At 68.4% G+C, this 19153-nt stretch carries 16 protein-coding genes and 1 pseudogene; 5 read left to right on the forward strand and 12 right to left on the reverse strand.

The genetic code is table 11. From position 1 onward, the window contains the following. Window position 1: 1 nt before the first annotated feature. Window positions 2-991 (reverse strand): UDP-N-acetylglucosamine 4,6-dehydratase (inverting), encoded by a 990-nt coding sequence (gene pseB, locus JSY14_RS03055; protein WP_259557296.1) that lies wholly within the window; start codon window positions 989-991, stop codon window positions 2-4. Window positions 992-1066: 75 nt separating this feature from the next. Here pseB and JSY14_RS03060 point away from each other — a divergent pair, with 75 nt between their 5' ends. Then, window positions 1067-1804 (forward strand): glycosyltransferase family protein, encoded by a 738-nt coding sequence (locus JSY14_RS03060; protein ID WP_259559520.1) that lies wholly within the window; start codon window positions 1067-1069, stop codon window positions 1802-1804. Next, on the forward strand, window positions 1801-3309 hold the full coding sequence (locus tag JSY14_RS03065; RefSeq protein ID WP_259557297.1) for a bifunctional UDP-2,4-diacetamido-2,4,6-trideoxy-beta-L-altropyranose hydrolase/GNAT family N-acetyltransferase: 1509 nt from the start codon (window positions 1801-1803) through the stop codon (window positions 3307-3309). Before JSY14_RS03060 ends, JSY14_RS03065 begins: the two co-directional genes overlap by 4 nt. Here JSY14_RS03065 and pseI read toward each other — a convergent pair. Next, window positions 3290-4363 carry a pseudaminic acid synthase gene (gene pseI, locus JSY14_RS03070; protein WP_259557298.1) on the reverse strand — a complete coding sequence of 358 codons (1074 nt, stop codon included), beginning with the start codon at window positions 4361-4363 and terminating at the stop codon, window positions 3290-3292. The two genes, JSY14_RS03065 and pseI, sit on opposite strands and share 20 nt — an antisense overlap. 177 nt (window positions 4364-4540) lie before the next feature. Between pseI and JSY14_RS03075 the strand changes: the two genes are divergently transcribed. Then, entirely contained in the window at window positions 4541-4912 is a 372-nt protein-coding gene (locus JSY14_RS03075) for a hypothetical protein (protein ID WP_259557299.1), read from the forward strand. A 14-nt stretch (window positions 4913-4926) separates the two neighbouring features. Here the strand turns inward: JSY14_RS03075 and JSY14_RS03080 are convergent, their stop codons facing one another. From JSY14_RS03080 to JSY14_RS03095, 4 genes are all read right to left on the reverse strand, one after another. Next, window positions 4927-5412, reverse strand: coding sequence for a hypothetical protein (locus tag JSY14_RS03080; RefSeq protein ID WP_259557300.1), 486 nt, complete (start codon window positions 5410-5412; stop codon window positions 4927-4929). 324 nt (window positions 5413-5736) lie between these two features. Next, complete coding sequence (locus JSY14_RS03085) at window positions 5737-6747, reverse strand: hypothetical protein (RefSeq protein WP_259557301.1); 1011 nt, start codon at window positions 6745-6747, stop codon at window positions 5737-5739. A gap of 3 nt (window positions 6748-6750) precedes the next feature. Then, a complete protein-coding gene (locus JSY14_RS03090) occupies window positions 6751-9954 on the reverse strand; it encodes a glycosyltransferase family 4 protein (protein ID WP_259557302.1) in 3204 nt (1067 codons plus the stop codon). A 338-nt stretch (window positions 9955-10292) separates the two neighbouring features. Beyond that, on the reverse strand, window positions 10293-11078 hold the full coding sequence (locus JSY14_RS03095) for a glycosyltransferase family 2 protein (RefSeq protein WP_259557303.1): 786 nt from the start codon (window positions 11076-11078) through the stop codon (window positions 10293-10295). Here JSY14_RS03095 and JSY14_RS03100 point away from each other — a divergent pair. Then, the gene (locus JSY14_RS03100; protein ID WP_259557304.1) at window positions 11032-12084 is read left to right on the forward strand and encodes an ABC transporter permease; all 1053 of its coding nucleotides are present in this window, start codon (window positions 11032-11034) and stop codon (window positions 12082-12084) included. The genes JSY14_RS03095 and JSY14_RS03100 overlap by 47 nt on opposite strands. Before the next feature lie 214 nt (window positions 12085-12298). Further along, window positions 12299-12682, forward strand: a pseudogene (locus JSY14_RS12445) (ABC transporter ATP-binding protein); the annotation flags it as partial. Between the two features lie 266 nt (window positions 12683-12948). Here the strand turns inward: JSY14_RS12445 and purE are convergent. The 6 genes from purE to JSY14_RS03135 form a co-directional block, all read right to left on the reverse strand. Further along, on the reverse strand, window positions 12949-13533 hold the full coding sequence (gene purE / locus JSY14_RS03110; RefSeq protein WP_432803596.1) for a 5-(carboxyamino)imidazole ribonucleotide mutase: 585 nt from the start codon (window positions 13531-13533) through the stop codon (window positions 12949-12951). Beyond that, window positions 13530-14630, reverse strand: a complete 1101-nt coding sequence (locus tag JSY14_RS03115) for a 5-(carboxyamino)imidazole ribonucleotide synthase (RefSeq protein WP_259557305.1) — start codon at window positions 14628-14630, stop codon at window positions 13530-13532. Before JSY14_RS03115 ends, purE begins: the two co-directional genes overlap by 4 nt. A 113-nt stretch (window positions 14631-14743) precedes the next feature. Then, the gene (locus tag JSY14_RS03120) at window positions 14744-15199 is read right to left on the reverse strand and encodes a sensor histidine kinase (RefSeq protein ID WP_259557306.1); all 456 of its coding nucleotides are present in this window, start codon (window positions 15197-15199) and stop codon (window positions 14744-14746) included. Next, the gene (locus tag JSY14_RS03125) at window positions 15154-16131 is read right to left on the reverse strand and encodes an ATP-binding protein (protein WP_259557307.1); all 978 of its coding nucleotides are present in this window, start codon (window positions 16129-16131) and stop codon (window positions 15154-15156) included. The genes JSY14_RS03120 and JSY14_RS03125 overlap by 46 nt, the downstream gene beginning before the upstream one ends. A gap of 3 nt (window positions 16132-16134) precedes the next feature. Further along, the gene (locus JSY14_RS03130) at window positions 16135-16830 is read right to left on the reverse strand and encodes a response regulator transcription factor (protein ID WP_259557308.1); all 696 of its coding nucleotides are present in this window, start codon (window positions 16828-16830) and stop codon (window positions 16135-16137) included. Between the two features lie 46 nt (window positions 16831-16876). Continuing rightward, window positions 16877-19099: an adenylate/guanylate cyclase domain-containing protein gene (locus tag JSY14_RS03135; RefSeq protein ID WP_259557309.1), complete on the reverse strand. Its 2223-nt coding sequence runs from the start codon at window positions 19097-19099 to the stop codon at window positions 16877-16879. Window positions 19100-19153: the final 54 nt, after the last annotated feature.

A 19153-nucleotide genomic window follows, 5' to 3' on the forward strand; every position in this document is an offset into this window, starting at 1 on the left:
CTCAGATACCTTCCTCGAGGATGGCGGCGATCTGCTCTCGGGTGTACCACTGGTCGTTCGAGTCGGAGCGGAAGTAGAACCCCTCCTCCACCGGGACTGCACCCTCCGGGGTCTTATAACCCCAGGTCGCGAGATCCGGCTGGATGATGAAGTACTTGCCGTCCCTGACGGTCACCGCGCGACGACCCTCCTCAGGGCTGATCATCTCTTCGTGGAGCTTCTCCCCGGGGCGCAGGCCAACGTCAACCATCTCGGCTCCCGGGACCACAGCCTGGGCCAAATCCGTCACCTTCATCGAGGGGATACGTGGGACGAGCAGCTCACCGCCCTGCATGAAGTCGAACGTGGCGATGACCATCTGCACCGCCTGCGGCAGCGTGATGAAGAACCGGGTGCAGGCGAGGTCGGTGATGGGCAGCGGCTTGCCCTCAGCGCCCAGCTTCCGGAAGAACGGGATCACCGATCCGCGCGACCCCATCACGTTGCCGTAGCGGACCACCGCGAAGCGGGTGTCGTACGCCGCCGCGTAGTGGTTGCCGGTGATGAAGAGCTTGTCCGCGGTGAGCTTCGTTGCGCCATACAGGTTGATCGGGCTCGACGCCTTGTCGGTGGAGAGCGCAACAACCTTCTTCACGCCAGCGTCAATGGACGCCTCTATGACGTTCTGACTGCCCAGCACGTTCGTCTTGACGAACTCGAACGGGTTGTATTCCGCGGTGTCGACCTGCTTCAGCGCGGCAGCGTGGACGACGTAGTCGATCCCATGCAGGGCGCGGGCCAGCCGACGCTCATCCCGGATGTCACCGATGAACCAACGCAGACGTGGGTCGTTCCCGAAGAGGTTGCGCACCTCGTACTGCTTCAGCTCGTCCCGGGAGAACACGACGACCCGCCGCGGGTCATGGTTGTCCAGAACTTCGCGGAGGAAGGCCTTGCCGAAGGAACCGGTCCCCCCGGTCACCAAGATGGACGAACCACTGAAGACGGACATGCAGATCCCTTTCGACGTGGTGGAGGGAGACCGTCGTTGCCGACCGTCCCGGACTTCGCGTGCCATTATGGCACGGTGAATGCCGCACGGATCGTCGCTGTCATCCAGGCCCGCACGGGCTCGTCTCGTCTTCCGGGGAAGGTGCTACGGCCCCTGGCCGGGCGCCCCACCCTCGGGTGGATCGTACGGGCCGCCCACGCGGCGCGAGGCGTCGACGAGGTCGTGGTCGCCACCTCCACCGAGCCTGGCGACGACGCCGTTGCCGATCTGGCCTGTCAGCTTGGGGTGCGCGTGGTGCGCGGGAGTGAGAACGACGTCCTCTCCCGCTTCGCCCTGGCCATGCAGGAGACGGAGGCAGACGCGGTGGTGCGGCTGACAGCCGACTGTCCGCTAGCAGATCCGCACCTGATCTCCTCGGTGGTGGCGCTGTGGCGCACTGACCCGACCCTCGATTATGTCTCGACCACGCTGGTACGCACGCTGCCTCGCGGGCTGGACGCGGAGATCGCCTCCCGGGCTGCTCTGGAGATCGCCGATCGCGATGCGGAATCGTTCCATCGCATACACGTCACGTCGTACCTGTACGACAGCAAGCAGCTATTCCGCACCATGGGCGTCGTGGTGCAGCCGGCAGCGAACGATCTGCGGGTGACCCTGGACACTCAGGCGGACGCGGACCTGCTCGACGCCATGGTCGCCGAGCTCGGAGACCGGCCGCCGTCGTGGCAAGAGGTGGTGGATCTCCTGCGGTCCCGCCCCGACATCGCGATGCTCAACGCCGCCGTGCGGCAGAAGCGATTGACAGACGGATGACACACATCGCGATCCGTTGCGATGCCAGCATGCACGGTGGTATCGGTCATCTGGTCCGGGCTCTCTCGGTCGCCGATGCCGCACGGAACGCCGGACACAGCGTCGTGCTCGCTGGATCGTTCGATTCCCCGCTCGCCGAGAGTCTGCTCCTCGAGGCCGCCCTGGAGACCGCGCCAGCACCGGAGGATCTGGGCGTCTTGGCCGCTGAACAAGGGGCGAGCGTGGTGCACGTGGACAACTACGACATCGGCCCCGAGGCGCGCGCCCAGGTGTCCGTCAGCGGAGCATTGCTCTCTTCCATGGAGGACAGTACGTTCGGTCGGCGGCCCGCCGATGTCGTGATCGACTCGACGATCCACGCCGAGCGGGTCGGGCGGCCCGCGGACGGCAGCGGTGAGGTGTTGCTGGGGATCGCCTACGCACCGATGCGTGCCCAGGTACGGGAGGCGCGCGCTCATCGTGCCGCTTCTCCCCGGCCGCTATCCGACCGCGCTGACGTCCTGATCGTGATGGGTGGCACGGACGCAATGGGCGCTTCCGCGACCATCGCCTCCGTGTGTGCACGTGCGCAGGGCATCGGCCGAATCCGTGTCATCTCACCTCAACAGAACTGGGCGGCCGTGCGTGCCGAGGCGGGAGACGGAGTCGAGCTCATCACCCCGTCCCCCGAGCTCTTCGAACACGTGTGCACCGCAGACCTGGTGCTCAGCGCAGCGGGCACCACCGCCTGGGAGCTCGCCTGCATCGGCGTGCCGAGCCTTCTGGTGGCCGTGGTGGACAACCAGGTCGCGGGTTATGAGGCAGCACTCGAAGCGGGAGTGGCTCGCGGGCTGGGCACTCTCGATCAAGTGCGTCAGGATCCCGCGACCGCCGTTCGTCGCCTCGAGGCGGGCCTTGAGGATCTCCGCTCCGGCAATCCCTGGAGCACCGGTCGGAGAACGGTCGACGGTCTCGGGGCCGAACGGATCGTGGCCGCCTGGGAGGTAGCACTTGCTTCTCGTCTCGGTGGTGACTCCGCTGAGATCACTGCCCGGCCTGCGGGCCCCGGGGATTCGCTACTGCTGTTGCGTTGGCGGAATGATCCGGCGACCCGGGCCGTCTCGCGGTCCACTGAACCTGTGTCCTGGGAAAGCCACCGCAGCTGGTACTACGGTGTGCTGCACCGATCGGATCGATGCCTGTACGTCGTCGAGCGGGCACAGACAGCCGTCGGTACGGTGCGTTTCGATAGGCTCGCCTCTGAGAACGAGGCGGGCTTTTCGGGCGCGGAGTGGGAAGTCTCCATCACTCTGGCACCAGAGGCTCGTGGTCACGGACTTGCCGGGGACGTGCTGGCGTCCGCGCAGCGTGTCTTCCTCGCCGACCACCCCGGGATCGTTCTGGTGGCGTCGATCCTGCCTGACAATGCGCCGTCGCAACGACTTTTCCGCCGAGCGGGGTACGTGCTCGACCCGAACCGCCGCGACGGCGCATTCGACGTATTCGTCAGACGAGATCCCAGGTAAGCGGGGTGCCGCGCTGGACATCCTGGGTGAACGTGCGGCCGAGGACCACGTCCAGCCACCGCGGCTCGAGGCCACCGGACGGTCGAATCGAGCGAACGTTGTTCTCTGTGACAATGTCGCCGGCCGCAACATCGGCGGTGACGTACAGAGAGCGGCGGAGCCGCTGGCTTTCGGCTTCGCTCGCGGTGGGACCCACGTGCACGTCACCGATGGCAAGCCAGGCCGCGTAGGACTCGTCGACCAGGGCTTTGAGCTCGTGCGGCTCGAGGGAGAAATCGGCGTCCACACCTCCATCTGCGCGCCGCAGCGTCACATGCTTCTCCAGGATCGCAGCACCGAATGCGACCGCAGCGACACTGACCCCGATGCCCTTGGTGTGGTCGGACAGTCCACTGACCACGTTCCACGTGTCTCGCAGGACTGGGATGGTGCGAAGGTTCGAGGCCTCGGCACTGGCCGGATACGAGGAGGTGCAACCGAGCACGGCGATCCGGTCGTTACCCTCTGCGCGGATGGTCTTCACAGCTAGGTCCACGTCGCCGGCGTCGGCAGCCCCGGTGGAGAGGATTACCGGTTTACCGGTGCGGGCCACCCGTCGAAGAAGCGGAATGTCTCCGATCTCCAACGAAGCGATCTTGTAGACCTGAGTGTCGAGATCTTCCAAGAGATCGACTGCCGTGGCGTCGAACGGGCTGGAGAACGGGATCATCCCGCGTTCGCGCGCGCGAGCGAAGATCGCCTCATGCCACTCCCAGGGGGTGTGGGCCTCCTGGTACAGGCTGTAGAGGTTTCGGCCGCCCCACAGGCCATGACTGTCAGTGATGCGGAATGCCGGCCCATCGGCGTCGATCGTGATGGTGTCTGCGGTGTACGTCTGCAGCTTGATGGCCGGAGCGCCCGCTTCGGCGATCGCGTCGACGATCTCGAGGGCGCGACCCAGATCTCCATTGTGGTTGCCGGACATCTCGGCCGCGACGAACGGACGGTGCGCCTCGCCGACGCTCAGGTCGCCGATCTGGATCTGTTGGGAAGAAGCGTTCTGGCTGGTAGGCATGCGCAGATCGTACCGGAGCGGGGCGGCTGATTCCGAGGTGTGAGCGGAGCCCCCCCGCTCAGGTCCGCCCCGCGGAGCGGACGAGATGCACCAGACACCGCCGACACTCGGCACTGACGAGGTCCACACACTCCTCGTAGAGCGCGGTGAAGTCGATTCATGGGGGAGGCGATGATCGTGGAGTTGGACGTCAGCCCGTCGGTGCTGGTCCGGCTCCCCGCGGTGCGACAGAGATCGTTCTCGGGGGCTGAGCCCGAGCAGCCAGATCGGCGTGCCGACCTCTGCGGGCAGTTCGATCGAGGCTGTGCTCAGTCCGCTCACCAGGTCCATCGAGGCGGCAAGGACTGCCAGCCCCTCGGAAGCGTCGTCGAAGAGATCTATGTCGGTGATCTGCCGGACCCCGTGGGCATCCAGGAGTTCGGCGTCTGCTACCCCGAGACCATGCTGGAGGGACCAGAACTCGACTCCGTCGGCATCCAGCAGGGGCGCCAGCTTTTCCAGGCCGAGGTACATCGTCCGGCGCGAGGCGCTGACGAGGTGGCTGGTTGAGACCAGACCCATCCTCACTCCGCTCCCAGGCGGAGGACTGCCCGGTTCGGAGCCTGCAGCAGGTAACCGACAGTGTCGCGTCGCGACAGGATGCCCACGAAGCGGTTGACGGTGAGATTCTGACCGAAGGCCACGTAGTCCGCCTCGGCCACCAAGGGGTCGTTGTGAGCCGGCAGGTGGCTGGCGAGGGTCGGGTCGCACCAGCGTCCGTCGTAGACCGGGTTGAGGATCCCGCGGATGCGGCGGGGAACGTCCACGAATCGGGCGTCCGGGAAGCTGTGCTCCAGGCGGCTGCACAGTCTCGAATCGCAAGTGGCGGTGACCCGGTACTGCTGGGAGAGCTCTGCCAGGTGCTGCGCGCCGCGGATCTCGTCGCTGACACCGTCGTCGGAGACGACGACGAGGGAGGCGCCCGGGTCCTCCGGCAGCGACTGATAGTTGAGGAAGCCGGGACCGAAGCGGCGCTCGAGGATCTGACAGTGCGGTGCCGTGCGGCACACCCGCCAGCTGCGCAGGTACTCACCCTGGGTATGCGGGTCAGGGCCTGCTCGCGGTCGCCCGGGCGGGCACCGGCGCGGCCGGCGCCCGGGGCCCCGTACCCGATCTCATTGCGAAGGTCGACCATCGTGCGGTCGTCCTGCAGACGTGCGCCCAGACAAGGCAGCGCAGTGGCGGCGGGCGTGTACGCCGGGTCCTCACCGATCTCGGACTCCAGCAGGTCGGCGGCGTCGCAAGAGGCACCCACCTCCATCGCCAGGAGTCCGCGACCGCACAGTGCCCCGAGCATCGTGCGCGGAACGTCGTGCTGCGGGGGCGATCCGGAATCAGCCGACAGGGCTGAGAGGATTCGGCAACAGCTCGTGATCGCCCGGCAGACGGGGAAGACGGCCAGGCAGGTGGCTGAGGGGGTGGCGCAGGAATGTCAGTGGGGAAACCCCGGCGCCGGCATCTGCCGCGCCCTCGGCTCGATCGAACACACCCAGTACCGCGCCGGCCTTACGCAGCGGGGCGCCTGCCCAGTAGCTCGCGGCGGGTCGCAACGCACATCGGTCCCATCCCAGGATCTCGCGCAGCTCATCCGGCTCTCTCAGGTGCGCGGCGCCGAGCTCGGCGCGGGCGATCCCACGCAGCAGGTCCACGTTCGCATCCTGAGCGTGGAACTCCGGCCACAGGCGCTGCGTCCGCTCGGCAGTACTGGTGCCCAGTGCGCCGATGGAGATGCCGGTGGCGTGGAGCGCAGTGGGGGTGCCCTCTGCGGCGGCATAGATCACCGCGGTGGAGAGCTGGTTGGAGACCACGGATCGAGCTCCGCGCACCAGGCGGAGGATCCGGCCAAGGAACAGCGGATCGCGACGCTGACCCGCGCTGACCACGCGATGTCCCTGCTCCTGCCAAGTGCGCAGGCGCACCGGGCTGTCGAGGTCCTCGGGATGCAGGCAGACGATCGAGGGCCCTTCCCGCTCAGCGAGCTCCCTCGCAAGGACATCGTCCTGGGCGATCTTCACCAGCCGGGTGTCGTGCACGGGGAACGCCACCGCCGTACCGAGCGGTTCGACGGGGATCGAAGCCGTCAATGCACTGAGGTACAGGAACGGTGCCCCGATCGGAGTCGTCGGTGCGCTCTCCTCGCCCGGGTCCCAGCCACGAGCCTGATGGCTCCACACCAGGCGCCGTGCTCCGCGAGGCAACGTCGGGAAGTCTGCGAAGTGCACCCGGACGGGAGAGGCCACCGTCCACCCGTGTTGGAGAAGCCCGTCGATGTGCCGAACGGAGCGCTGCGCGGCGTACAGGGCCAGGACCGCGCTGTGGCCGTAGTAGTGGTTCTGGATGTCCATCGGTCAGCGGAAGATGCGGTGACGGAACTCAGGGACCTCGAACGGCACCAGATCATGCGGTGAGCGCGCGAGACGGAAGAGACCGGACTCGATGTCCTCCAAGGTCTCCTCGTAGCCCGGCACCTGAATCACATACGTAGGCTTCCCCAACGCCGCCGCTTCCCACAGGGAGGTCGAGAACGTCCCCACGCACACCTCCGCACGCGCCATCGTCCGCAGTGTGTCATCCTGCGAGATCACCACATGCTCGTCGAGACCCGCAGCCGCGAGGTCTTGCGCGATTGTCGCGCGCTGCGCCGGATGAGGGGCGAGCACCAGGCGGAGACCCGGCCGCTCCCGCACGAGATCCCTCACGAAAGCCAAAAGGCGACGCAGGATCCGTGGTTGAGAGATGATGCAGATATCCCACTCAACACTCTGTCCCGACTTCTCGGCCAGTTCAATGAGTTCAGGCTGCTGTCGCGGAACCACGCTGTGCTCCTGGTAGACATTGGTGCGCTCCGCCCAGAAGTCCGACCACGCGTAAAAGCGTGTTGCCCCATAGTGAGGTTTCTGACCGAACCAGAAGCTTGGGGCGTACCGGCTGGTCAGAGCGTACTGAATGTCGGAGACACGCGCACCTGATCGCATCGCCGCAGCGACCACACCAGCACTCCAGTGACTGGACGCAATGAGGACTTCCTCCGGTTGCACACGCTCGAACACCGGAGTCCAAAACTCCCGCTCAGCCAGGAACTTCGCCAGCCGGTTACGCAGATGGTCGCCAAGGTCCACCCGGATACCCAACGTGTCAGAGAGCGCCGCCTCGTAGGGTCGCGCATCGACCTCCGGCACCCTCAGATGCGACCAGCGCTGACGCCACTGCTGACGCCACTGGGTGAACTCATGCATCGGGTACACCAGGTTGTCCTCTGTGACATCTGGGTAGCCGTCCCCACCCGGCTGCACCACGAACAGCGTGTCCTCCTCGACGAACGCCGCAGTGCGGTAGCCGCTCTGACCACGGCGGGGGTAGTCGAAGACCACCGTGCGAGCTCGCGGGGCCTTCCGGAGAGTCTTGGCCCCGGTGTACACGTCGTCCACCACGCCGGCAGCCTGCGGCGAGGGCCCGAAGAAACCGGCCGCCTCCGCAAGTTGTATCACGGCTGCGGAACGACCCAGCTCCCACAGATGGACGCCCCCGGGGCCCGTGCGATCGAACAGCGAATATTTCGCCTCCGCAGCGCAGATGGCTTCGAACATTTCTCCGTAGCTCCACGGCGGGACCACGCGCCGACGCGCGTGCCCGTCCTGCAGATCCACCCAGTCGTACTCGCCTCGAATGCGGACAGTGGGACGCTCCGCAGTGCCACCCTCCTGCACCTCGACCCCGCCGGGAGCGTTGATCGGTTCCCCGAAGTTGTCCACTCCAGAAGTCACCGGGAACCACGGATGGCGCGGAAGCTCGCGGCGTGTCGGCGCGGCGGGCCGCACAGCTACGGAGCGCACCAAGAGCTTCCCTGCAGTGTTGGCGTAGGTGCGACTGACCGTCCCGATGGTGCGTAGCGCCTGGGCGGGCAGACCAGCCGCGCGGCCGAGATTGCGAATGGCTATAACGGGAGATGTCGTATCGACGCGCCCCTCCTGGGGCGTCGCGGTCTGTGATGCGGTGGCGCTCGCGGGCTCCACCGTACCGGGCATGGCGGCGTCGACGGCCGGGTCAGTCGCCGGACCGTCGATGCCGGGCAGTGCTGGGGTGTCTGCGACTGAAGTGCCACCCTCCGAGGGGACGGGGACGCTCTCTGAGGATGCCGCCGATCTGGTCGGGCGCATCGCGGGTAGCACCTGCTGGGCTTTCCAGACGACAGCCCCCACAGCCTCGCCCGCGAAGCCGACCAGGGCCTTCGGTGTCGTGCTCAACCCGACATGAGCGGCGCCACCGCTGGTCGCGTGGATCGTGTCCTCCACGGGCGGCGTCCCCATGTCGTAATTCGCGTCCCGGCGCAGCCGCGGAAGCACCGGCATCGCTGTCCCCTGGGCGGGGCCGGCCAGGTAGTGCCGGTCGGTGTCACCCGGTTCAGCCCCGTAGGACACGATGTCCGCCGAACCCACGGGGAACTCGATGACTGTGTGCGATGCATCGCGACGGACCTTCGGCTCCGCCGTGCGTTCGCCGTTGTCGATGCGCACCGCGTGCAGGGGCACCTCCCCACGCACTGTGATGCGGTGGAGCCGCCGCCCACGCGGGCCAGTGATGCGATGGGAGATGGACTCGAGGGGCACCGGTTCGCCACCGGACACGGGGAAGAGATCAGCGAGTGCAGATGACCGCCCGGCCGGAGCTCCGAACAGCTCGCGGTACTGTGCCACGACCGCCTCTGGGGAGAAGCGCTCGTCGAAGACTTCGCGCGCACGGCGCCCGAGTCTTTCCCGCAGACCCGGGTCGGCGGCGAGCTCACGTAGCCGGGCAGCCAGACCATCGACATCGCCGATCGGCACAACAAAGCCGCTGGCGCCGTCCTCGACGACGTCCTGGGGACCGAAGTCGTAGTCGTAGGTGAGAGTGGGCAGGCTGTGGTAGGCCGCCTCGAGCAGGGGGTACCCGAAGCCCTCCGAGAGGGACGTCATCAGCACAATGTCCGCCCGAGAGTAGACGTCCTGCTCAGTTCCGAAGCCCGGGATGCGGACCCGATCCTGGAGACCGAGTTTCTGGATCTGTTCCTGCACTGCAATGAAGTAGGGGTTCAGGTGGCTGATGTTTCCCCAGAGACTCAGTCGTACTGAGGGGTCTTCCACCCGTGCTAGAGCCCTCAGGGCGTCCAGCTGGTTCTTGCGATGTTGGAACGACGCGGGCAGGACCACCTCGACGCCCTCATGGGGGGCTCGGACGATCGAGCTGGGGTGGTGGATGTTCGGCACACAGACAACGTTCGAAGCGCCGAAGATCGGAATGAACTGTCCCTTGAGGCCCTCTGCGACAGTCTGCACGACATCGATGCTGTCGCGAGCCTCAAGCACCAGGTTCCACAGCTCATTGTGGGTGCGGTAGTCACCGTGGACTTGCAGAACCGTCCGGACGCGACGGGGGGCTCCGTCGAGAGCCCAGTGGTAGATAGCGGCCTGCAGAGCAGTCGTGAACACAACGACGTCGGCCGGGCCGAGGGAGGCGTTGAGCTGACGCAGTGCGGCGAGCTGGTTCTCGGTCAGGGCGTAGCGGACCCCGGCCACCCGCCCCTCCAACACGGGGTGCACGTTGCGGGCGAGCAGTCTTCCACCCTCCGCGGGCAGGTTCTTCAGCTCCAGTGCTGGGATGCCGGGATCCAGCGGCCACCTCTGGACCTGCCGGTAGCGCTCCGGAGCCGGAATCGTGGAGAGCATGGACACGGGGTAGCCACCGCGATGCAGTGCATTGGCAGTCTCCACAATCGATTTGTGGTAACCCGTCGGGCCGGCCAGCTCATTCACACAGAGAAGAATCATGATGCGCAGAAGACTACCCGGTGTGGCCCGTAGGGGCGGCAGCTCCGGCCGAGCTCAGCGGCACCGTAGGCGTGCCATCGTCGGTTTCAGATCCGGCGCTTCCGCAGCGCCGCCGCGATCCCAGTGAGGAGTCGCACCGCGGCGCCGGGCCGGCTGAGGTGCTCCTGCTGACGGAGCACGCGCCACACCGCGCGGACCGCCCGGCCTCGATCGGCCGAATGTGAATGAGCCTGCGCGGTGCGGTACAGAGCCAGAGGCTGATCGATGCCGGCCGCTGGTCCGTGTTCGCGCACCACCTTCAACCACAGCGCCCAATCCTCCGCACCGGGAAGGTCTGGCATTCGCACCGGACCTGTTCGTGCGGTGTCCACCACCGCGGTGAGGTTGCCGATGACATTGCGACGCAACAGCTGGGCATGGGTCAGTCGCGACGGAACTCGCACGACACGCCCATCGGGCGTGAACTGCGCCACGCTGCCTGCATAGTCTGCAGCGATCCGGTGGTAGCCGCAGTAGACGAGCGCTGCTCCCGACGTCCGGGCGAGCTCCAGCTGACGCTCCAACTTGTGCGACAGCCAAAGGTCATCGGCGTCGCAGAAGGCCACGTACCTCCCTCGGGCGGACGCGAGAGCCGTGTTGCGCGCTGCGGCCGGGCCGCCACTGCTGGCGCGACGCAGAAGGCGGACGCGGGGATCGGCGCTCGCGGCGCGTTCCACCACCTGTGCCGACGAGTCCGTGGAAGCGTCATCGACGACCAGCAGCTCCAAATCGGCGCAGGTCTGATCGAGTACACTCCCCATCGACTGCTCAAGGGTGTGAGCGCCGTTGAAGACGGGCATCACGACCGACACCAGCGGGAGCTTCTCCGTCACGGCAGTCACATCGTCCGATAATACCGACACCGCAGGCCGGCACCGCACGCCGGACCGGCGCCGCTGGGAGAGAACTATTTTGGCTGATCTCAAGGCGGAGGGCCTGCTGCCCCCTCGCGTGACCTCCGCGGAAGCCGAGGCGCTCGCCCAGCGAGCAGGCCTCCAGCAGATGGGAGTTCGGCCCCCGCTCGGTCGCTATATCCAGCAGGTCTGGGAGCGGCGCTCGTTCATCTGGAACCTCTCCGCCTCCCGTGCTTACTCCCGCAATCAGGGGTCGTACCTGGGGCAGGCGTGGGCGGTGCTCCGCCCGGTCCTGGACGCCGCGGTGTACGTGATCATCTTCGGATTCATGTTCCAGTCCAGCGCCCCGGGCATCGACAACCGAGCCGCGTTCATCACCATCGGCACTTTCACGTACACGCTGTTCCAGACCTCGGTGATGTCCGGCTTAAACTCGATCCCCACGAACCTGCAGCTCATTCGCTCGCACAAGTTCCCCCGCGCGGTGGTGCCCCTGGCGGCGGTGATGACGGAGACAGTGTTGTTCGCTCCGATCCTGCTGGCGATGATCGTGGTGGCGATGATCACTGGCCTCCTGCCCGGTATGGAGCCTGTCCCGCCCACGTGGTCATGGGTTCTGCTTCCGTTCGCCACGGTGCTTCTGGCGATATTCTCCTCAGGTGTGGCACTGTTCTTTGCCCGATTGGGCGCCCGCGCTCCAGACATCGCCAATGCCCTGCCTTTCTTCCTGACCCTGGGACGCTATGCCTCCGGCGCTATGTTCCTCATCCCGGCAGTGGTGCCGGACTCGATGTGGATCAAGCCGATCCTGCTGCATCAGCCGCTGGCGATCTTCCTGGAGCTGTTCCGCGCCGCATTCGGGAACGAGCAGCAGATTCCCATGACCCTGAGCCTGTGGGCCGAGGCGGTCGCCTGGACCGTGGGGGTGTTCGTGGTGGGGTTCATTTTCTTCTGGCGAGCAGAGGAGACGTACGGCCGTGACTGAGAACATCGACCTCGAGATCGACCCGGAGAACCTTCCCGAGCGCGCTGAGCGCAAGCCGCTGGGTGCACCGTCGGTGATCGTCGACGATCTGCACATCACCTACCGTGTCTTCGGCGCCCGCCGCGGTGGGACCACGAATCAGCGCAAGTCTCTATGGGATCGAGCGGTGAGCCTCGGTCGGCCGGATACAGGGCCGATCACCGAGGTGCCGGCGGTGCGGGGCGTCTCGTTCGTAGCCCATCACGGAGAGTCGATCGGCATCCTCGGCACGAACGGTTCCGGAAAGTCGACGCTGCTGCGTGCGGTGGCAGGTCTGCTACCACCGACGTCCGGGCGAGTATTCACCTCGGCAGAACCGGAGCTGATGGGAGTGAACGCGGCCCTCTTGCCGCGACTCACCGGAGAGCGCAATATCGTCATCGGCGGCCTGGCCCTAGGGCTCAGCGGGGCTGAGGTGCGTCAGAACGTTCCGGCAGTGGCGGAATTCGCGGAGCTGGGCGACTTCCTGTACCTTCCGATGAGTTCTTACTCCTCCGGAATGGCGTCGCGACTGCGCTTCGCGATTTCCACAATTCGTACACCGGAGATCCTCATGATTGACGAGGCGCTGGCCACCGGTGACGCGTCATTCCGGAAGAAGAGTATGTCTCGCATCGAGGAAATTCGTGAGAAGGCGGGCACCGTCTTCTTCGTCTCTCATTCTTTGGCCTCGGTACGGGCGATGTGCACCAGAGCCCTCTGGATCGACAAGGGTGTGCTGGTGGCCGATGGTGATGTCGACGAGGTGGCCGACGCGTACCACGCGTATGTGGAGGGCCGCACCGACGCGTCCTCGGGGCCAAGCTGCGCTGATTCCCGCGGGGTTCACTCCTCGCCACGGGTCTGCGCGGCGCGCAGGGACTCACCCTTCCGCTGGGCGGTGGCCCGCAGCTCCTGCTGGAAGGCGACCATGCGGTCCCGCAGCTGCGCGGCCCGCTCGTCGGATCCGGACGCCAGGATCCGCGCGGCGAGCAGACCGGCGTTGCGGGCGCCCCCGATCGACACCGTTGCGACGGGCACGCCGGCGGGCATCTGCACGATCGACAGCAGGGAGTCCATCCCGTCGAGGTGCTTCAGCGGCACCGGCACGCCGATCACCGGCAGCGGGGTGAGGGAGGCGAGCATGCCGGGCAGATGGGCGGCGCCGCCGGCCCCGGCGATCACCACGCGCAGGCCCCTCTCGGCCGCGCTGCGGCCCCAGGCGACCATGTCCTCCGGCATGCGGTGGGCCGAGACGACGTCGACCTCGCAGTCGATGCCGAACTCGGCGAGGGCCTCGACGGCCGCGCGCATGGTCGGGAAGTCGGAGTCGGAGCCCATGACCACGCCGACGAGCGGCGTGCCGGTGGGGTTTCCGGGCAGGTTCTCGGGCGCCGTCTCGGACGGGTTCGCCGACGGGGTGGTGGTCATGCGCGAGTCCCTCCGTTGCCCTCGATGATGAGCTCCTCAGCGGCATGGGCGCGCCGCAGCAGGTCCTGGGGGTCCTCCCCCACCAGGTTCAGGTGCCCGACCTTGCGGCCCGGCCGCACCGTCTTTCCGTAGAGGTGGATCTTCAGGGCGGGGTCGTCGGCCATGGCCTCCAAGGCACCGGCGGCGAGGTCCTCGCGGCTGCCGCCGAGGAGGTTCACCATCACCGCGGCGGGGCCCACGGGGTCGGTGGCACCGAGCGGGAGGTCCGCGACGGCCCGCAGATGCTGTTCGAACTGGCCGGTGACGGCTCCGTCCATGGACCAGTGGCCTGTGTTGTGGGGACGCATGGCGAGCTCGTTGACCAGGACGGTGCCGTCCTCGAGCTGGAACAGCTCCACGGCGAGCATCCCGACCACACCGAGGTCCTCGGCGATGCATGCGGCGAGCTGCTGCACCTCCCGCTGGGCATCGTCGTCGAGCTCCGGGGTGGGGGCCACCACCTCGTAGGCGACGCCGTCGCGCTGCACGGAGCGCACCACGGGGTAGGCGCGGGTTTCACCCCCGGGGCGACGCGCCACCTGGGCGGACAGTTCCCGGGCGAACGGCACGAGCTCCTCGAGCAGCAGGGTGTCGCGGCCCTCCCACCAGTCCTCGGCCTCAGAGGCGTCGGCGATGATCCGCACGCCGTGGGCGTCGTAGCCCCCGCGGGGGGTCTTCAGCACGGCACGGCCACCGGCCTCGGCGAGGGCGTCCTGCAGCTCCTGCCGGGAGGTGACCCGCCACCAGTGCGGGCACGGGTGCCCCAGCGCGGTCAGCCGCTCACGCATGTGCAGTTTGTCCTGCGCGTGGGCGAGGGCGTCGGGGCCGGGGTGAACGGCACACAGACCGTCGGCGAGCACCCCCCGCAGGATGTCCCCGGGCACGTGTTCGTGGTCGAAGGTGATCACGTCGACCTGTGCGGCGAGCTCCCGCACTGCGGCCTCGTCATCGGGATCGCCGATGACGACGCGGGGGGCGACCTGGGCGGCGGACTCATCCGGGGAAGCGGCGAGCAGAGTCACCGGGAGACCGAGCTCGATGGCGGGCCCCATGAGCATGCGGGCGAGCTGGCCACCGCCGATGATGCCGATGCGGGGCGCTGCGGGCAGGGACCGGTCGCCGCGGGGGGCTGGTTCGTGCTGGTCACTGGCGTCTGGGGCACGCGGCGATTCTAGGCGCTGGGGCGGCGGCCGCTGCGTCGCGAGACCACGCGGCCGGCGCCGGACCGGGCGCTAGGGGCGGGAGCTGCGGCGGCAAGGGCCTCCGGCGTCATGGCCGCGGCGAGAGCCGCCTCGTCGTCATCGTCCCCGGGGGCGGAGATGAGGAACACCCCGAAGGTGGCGGGGCGCTCCACCAGTAGTTCCAGGCGCCCGCCGTCGTCCTCGACGAGGGTGCGGGCGAGGGCGAGTCCCACGCCGGTGCCGCGGGAATCGGGCCCGGAGACGGCGCGTTCGAACACCCGTTTGCCGAGCCCGACGGGGATGCCGGCACCCTCATCGGAGATCTCGATCACGGTGGAGCGGTCGTTGCGGCGCACCTTGACGGAGGTGCGGCCGTCGCCATGGGTGAGGGAGTTCTCGATCAGGGTGGCGACGACCTGGGTGAGGGGGCCGACGGATCCCCACACGGCGGCGGAGCGCGGCACCTCGATGCGCAGCTCGCGGCCGGCGGCACGGAACGCCGGGGACCATTCCTCGCTCTGCTGGGTGAGCAGGGCCCGCAGCTCCACCACACCGGGAGTGCGCCGCTGGGAGGCGCGGGGGCGTTGATGAGGTCGTGCACCACGGAGGTGAGGCGATCGATCTGCTCCAGGGCGATGCGGGCCTCTTCCCGGACCGGTTCCTCGGAGCTGGTCGCGAGGATCTCGTCCAGGCGCATGGACAGTGCCGTGAGGGGGGTGCGCAGCTGGTGGGAGGCGTCGGACGCGAGGCGGCTCTCGGCCTCAAGACGTTCGGTGAGCAACGCGCCGGAGCGGGAGAGCTCATCAGCGACGGTGTCGATCTCCGCGATGCCGCTGCTCTTCCAGGGACCGCGGGCGCGACCCGAGCCGAGCTCCTCCGCCCGGCGGGTCAGGCGCGCCAGCGGACTGGAGATCCGCTGGGCCTGCCACAACGCCACCGATACGCCGATCGACAGGGAGGCCAGGCCCGCGACGGCGATCAGCACCCACGCGCTGGCGGTCTGGGCGCGCACGTCACCGGGCGGGATCATCACGGTGATGCGCTGGCCGTGCCCGCCGACCAGACCGGCGACGATGCTGCCGTCGTCGCTGCGGATCGGGGGGCCGGCGGAGACCTCACGGTCGCCGATGGCCACGCGGATGGAGACGTTCAGCTGTTCCTGCTCGTCGACGATGTTCTGCAGCAGGACGGCGTCGATCGGCTCCCCGGCGGCCAGACGCTCATCGGTCTCCACACGCACCCGCTCCGCGACGTCCAGGCCGTCGGAGCGCAGCTTCATCTTCGTGAGCTCCAGCCACGACACCGCGAGGGGGATGCCGAGCATGAGCACCGAGAGGAGCACGGTGATCAGCGTGGCCTGGAGGACCCGCTGGCGCACGGCTCAGCTCCCGGCGCCGGTCTCGAACCGGAAGCCCACTCCTCGCACCGTGGTGATCCGCCGGGGGTTCGCCGCGTCGTCGCCGAGCTTGCGGCGCAACCAGGAGATGTGCATGTCGAGGGTCTTGGTGGAGCCCCACCACTCGGCGCCCCACACCTCCCGCATCAGGTCATCGCGGGTGACGACGCTGCCGGCCTCCCGCACCAGCACGGTGAGCAGGTCGTACTCCTTGGCGGAGAAGCTCAGTTCCTCACCGTCGGCGTAGGCGCGACGCGCGGCGACGTCCAGGCTCACGCCGTTGACGTCGTAGCTACTGCTGGACTCCTCGGTGGCCTGGGTGCGCCGCAGCAGGGCCCGAATGCGGGCCTGCAGCTCGCCGAGCCGGAACGGCTTGGTGACGTAGTCATCGGCGCCGGCGTCGAGACCGACGACGGCGTCGACCTCGTCGGCGCGGGCGGTGAGGATGAGGATCGGCGATTCGAGGCCGCCATTGCGCAGCCGCCGGGCGACCTCGAGACCGTCGAGGTCGGGCAGGCCGAGGTCCAGGATCACGAGGTCGATGGGGTCGCTGCCCGCGGCGATGGCGAGGGCATCGGTGCCGCGGGAGGCCCGCGTGACCGTGTAGCCCTCGCGACCGAGCGCCCGGGAGAGGGGCTCGGCGATGGCGGAGTCGTCCTCGACGAGAAGCAGTCGTGTCACGCGCGCCATCCTACGGAACGGCTCTGGCAGACGTCCGGGACGGGTCTCACAGCCGCAGGGACAGGGGGGCGCTGTCACCGCGACCCAGGTGCACCACGGGGCTCGGTCCGATGCCGTGCAGGTCCACGGTGCGGCGGTCCTCGATCCGGAACGCCCCCGGGGCGGCCCGCTCCACCGCCTCGGCGGTGGCGTCATCGACCAGCACCGTGCCGGGTTCGGCCATACCCTCCAGGCGGGCGGCGAGGTTCACGGTCGGGCCGAACACGTCCCCGTAGCGGGAGAACATCGACCCCCAGGCCATTCCGACGCGGACTGCCGGGAGCCCGGCCTCTTGGGCGATGGCCTCGGAGATGGACACGGCGATCTGTGCACCGGCCTCCGGCGTGTCGGCGAGGAACATGACCTCGTCACCGACGGTCTTCACCACGCGGCCACCTCCCTCGCTGACGGTGTCACGGCAGATGATCTCGAAGGTGCTGATGACGTCCGCCAACTCCGATCCGCTCAACTGCAGGGCCAGGCGGGTGAACTGCACGAGGTCCGCGAAGCCGACGGCGCGGTGCAGGGGGAACAGCTCATCGGGGTGGTCGTCCTCGGCGGCGTGGAGCACCTCGGATCCGGCGCGGGCACTGTAGGCGGCGAGCTGACGACGGAAGGCGTACATCACCTGGGTCTCGAGGGTCTCCACCAGCTCGGGCATCTCCTCGAGCATCCACATGCGGGCCTCGGGGTCGGACAGTCCCCGTCCGGTCTTCGCCTCCTCCACCAGGGCCTCGGTGAGCCACATCGCCAGGCGCCCCATGTGGAACCCCATGCCGCGGGAGATGTTCGCGAAGGTCTGCTCGGAGATCACGCCCTCCTCCACGAGGGCGGCGAGGTCCCCGATGGCGTAGGCGTCCTCCTCCGTGAACACGGCGGTGTCGCCGTCCACGGTGGAGAAGCCGAGGGATCGCCAGTACATGGCGGTGAGTCGTTCGTCGACACCCTCGAGCCGCGCGAGGTCACGGCGGGTGTAGGTGCGGGGGCCCTGCAGCAGCAGGTCCTCCAGGGCGGCGACACTGCGGCGGACGTCGGCGAAGCGCTGGTGGACGGCGCGCAGATGCGTCTCGGCATCCCCGCCGGCGCCGGGGTCACGACCCAGGAGCTGGCTGAGGGCAGCATCGAGCTCGTCGTCCGGTGGCGGCTGCGGGGCGTCCTCCGGCCGCGACGGCGGGATGGTCGAGGGCTGCTGGGGCGGTTCGGTCTCAGTGCTCACCGTTGTCCTCCGTGGGGGTTCGAGGATCCGGGGATGTGGGCGGAACGGTCGGGGCGGGCGGACGGACGGCGGAGCCGTCAGGGGCGTCTCGCACGTGCTCCACGTCCCCGATGTCCACCGCTCGGACATCACCCTCGGCAGGCTGCAGCAGCAGTCGGCCCGCGGAGTCCACCCCAGGGCGATCCCCTCGAGGGCGGATCCGTGGACCGGACCTCTGACGTCCACAGACGGATCGGGCATGCCCGCGGAGGAACCCCCCAGGGCGCTCACCCGCACCCCCCTACCCAGTGTGATGCAGCTCTCACGATACGTGATGGCGAGGTCGATCGCCTCCGCATCCCCACCGGTGCGGTCGAGCCCGGCGAGTCGAGCCGCGACACGGCGGGCGAGCGCCGCCGCGAGGGCCTGCGCATCCCAGGGCCACACGGGCGGTTCCGTGCGGTGGTCGTCAGTGCCGACGACAAGCCCACCCGGTCCGTTCAGCCAGGCCGCGCCGGGCACCGGCGCACCGGTCGCTTCGCGCACCGGGCCACGCAGATTCAGACCGAGTCCGACCAGCACGTGGTCAGTGCCGTGACCTTCCAGCAGGATGCCGCCGAGTTTGCGGCCATCGGCGGTGTGGAGGTCATTGGGCCATTTCAGACCGAGGCGGTCCCCACCGGGGTGTCCGGCGGGTGACGTCGACCCCGGCGCGGCGCCCGCGACGAGCGGGGCCCCAAGACGGTGGAGCACCTCGAGGGCGGCGACGCCGACAGCGTGCGGGTACCAGCCGCGGCGGGGCGGAGGCAGGGTGCTGCGGTGGGCGAGGGTGAGCGCCAGACCGGAACCGGCTGGCGTCACCCAGCTGCGGTCGAGGCGCCCGCGCCCCTGCCGCTGGTCGTCGGTGGCGACGGCGAACGGCGCCTCGGAACCGGCGGCGAGCGCGGCGCGGGCCTCGTCCTGGGTACTGCCGGTCGACCGCACCCACTGCAGGGGAACGGCGGGGTCGGACGACTCTTCGGACTGCTCGACCAACGGGTCTCCTCCCACCCGGGGCGCTGGACCTGGGTAGCGTAGTATCCCCGTGTC

The organism is Brachybacterium sillae, from assembly GCF_025028335.1.
In the GTDB taxonomy this organism is placed as follows: Bacteria; Actinomycetota; Actinomycetes; order Actinomycetales; family Dermabacteraceae; genus Brachybacterium; species Brachybacterium sillae.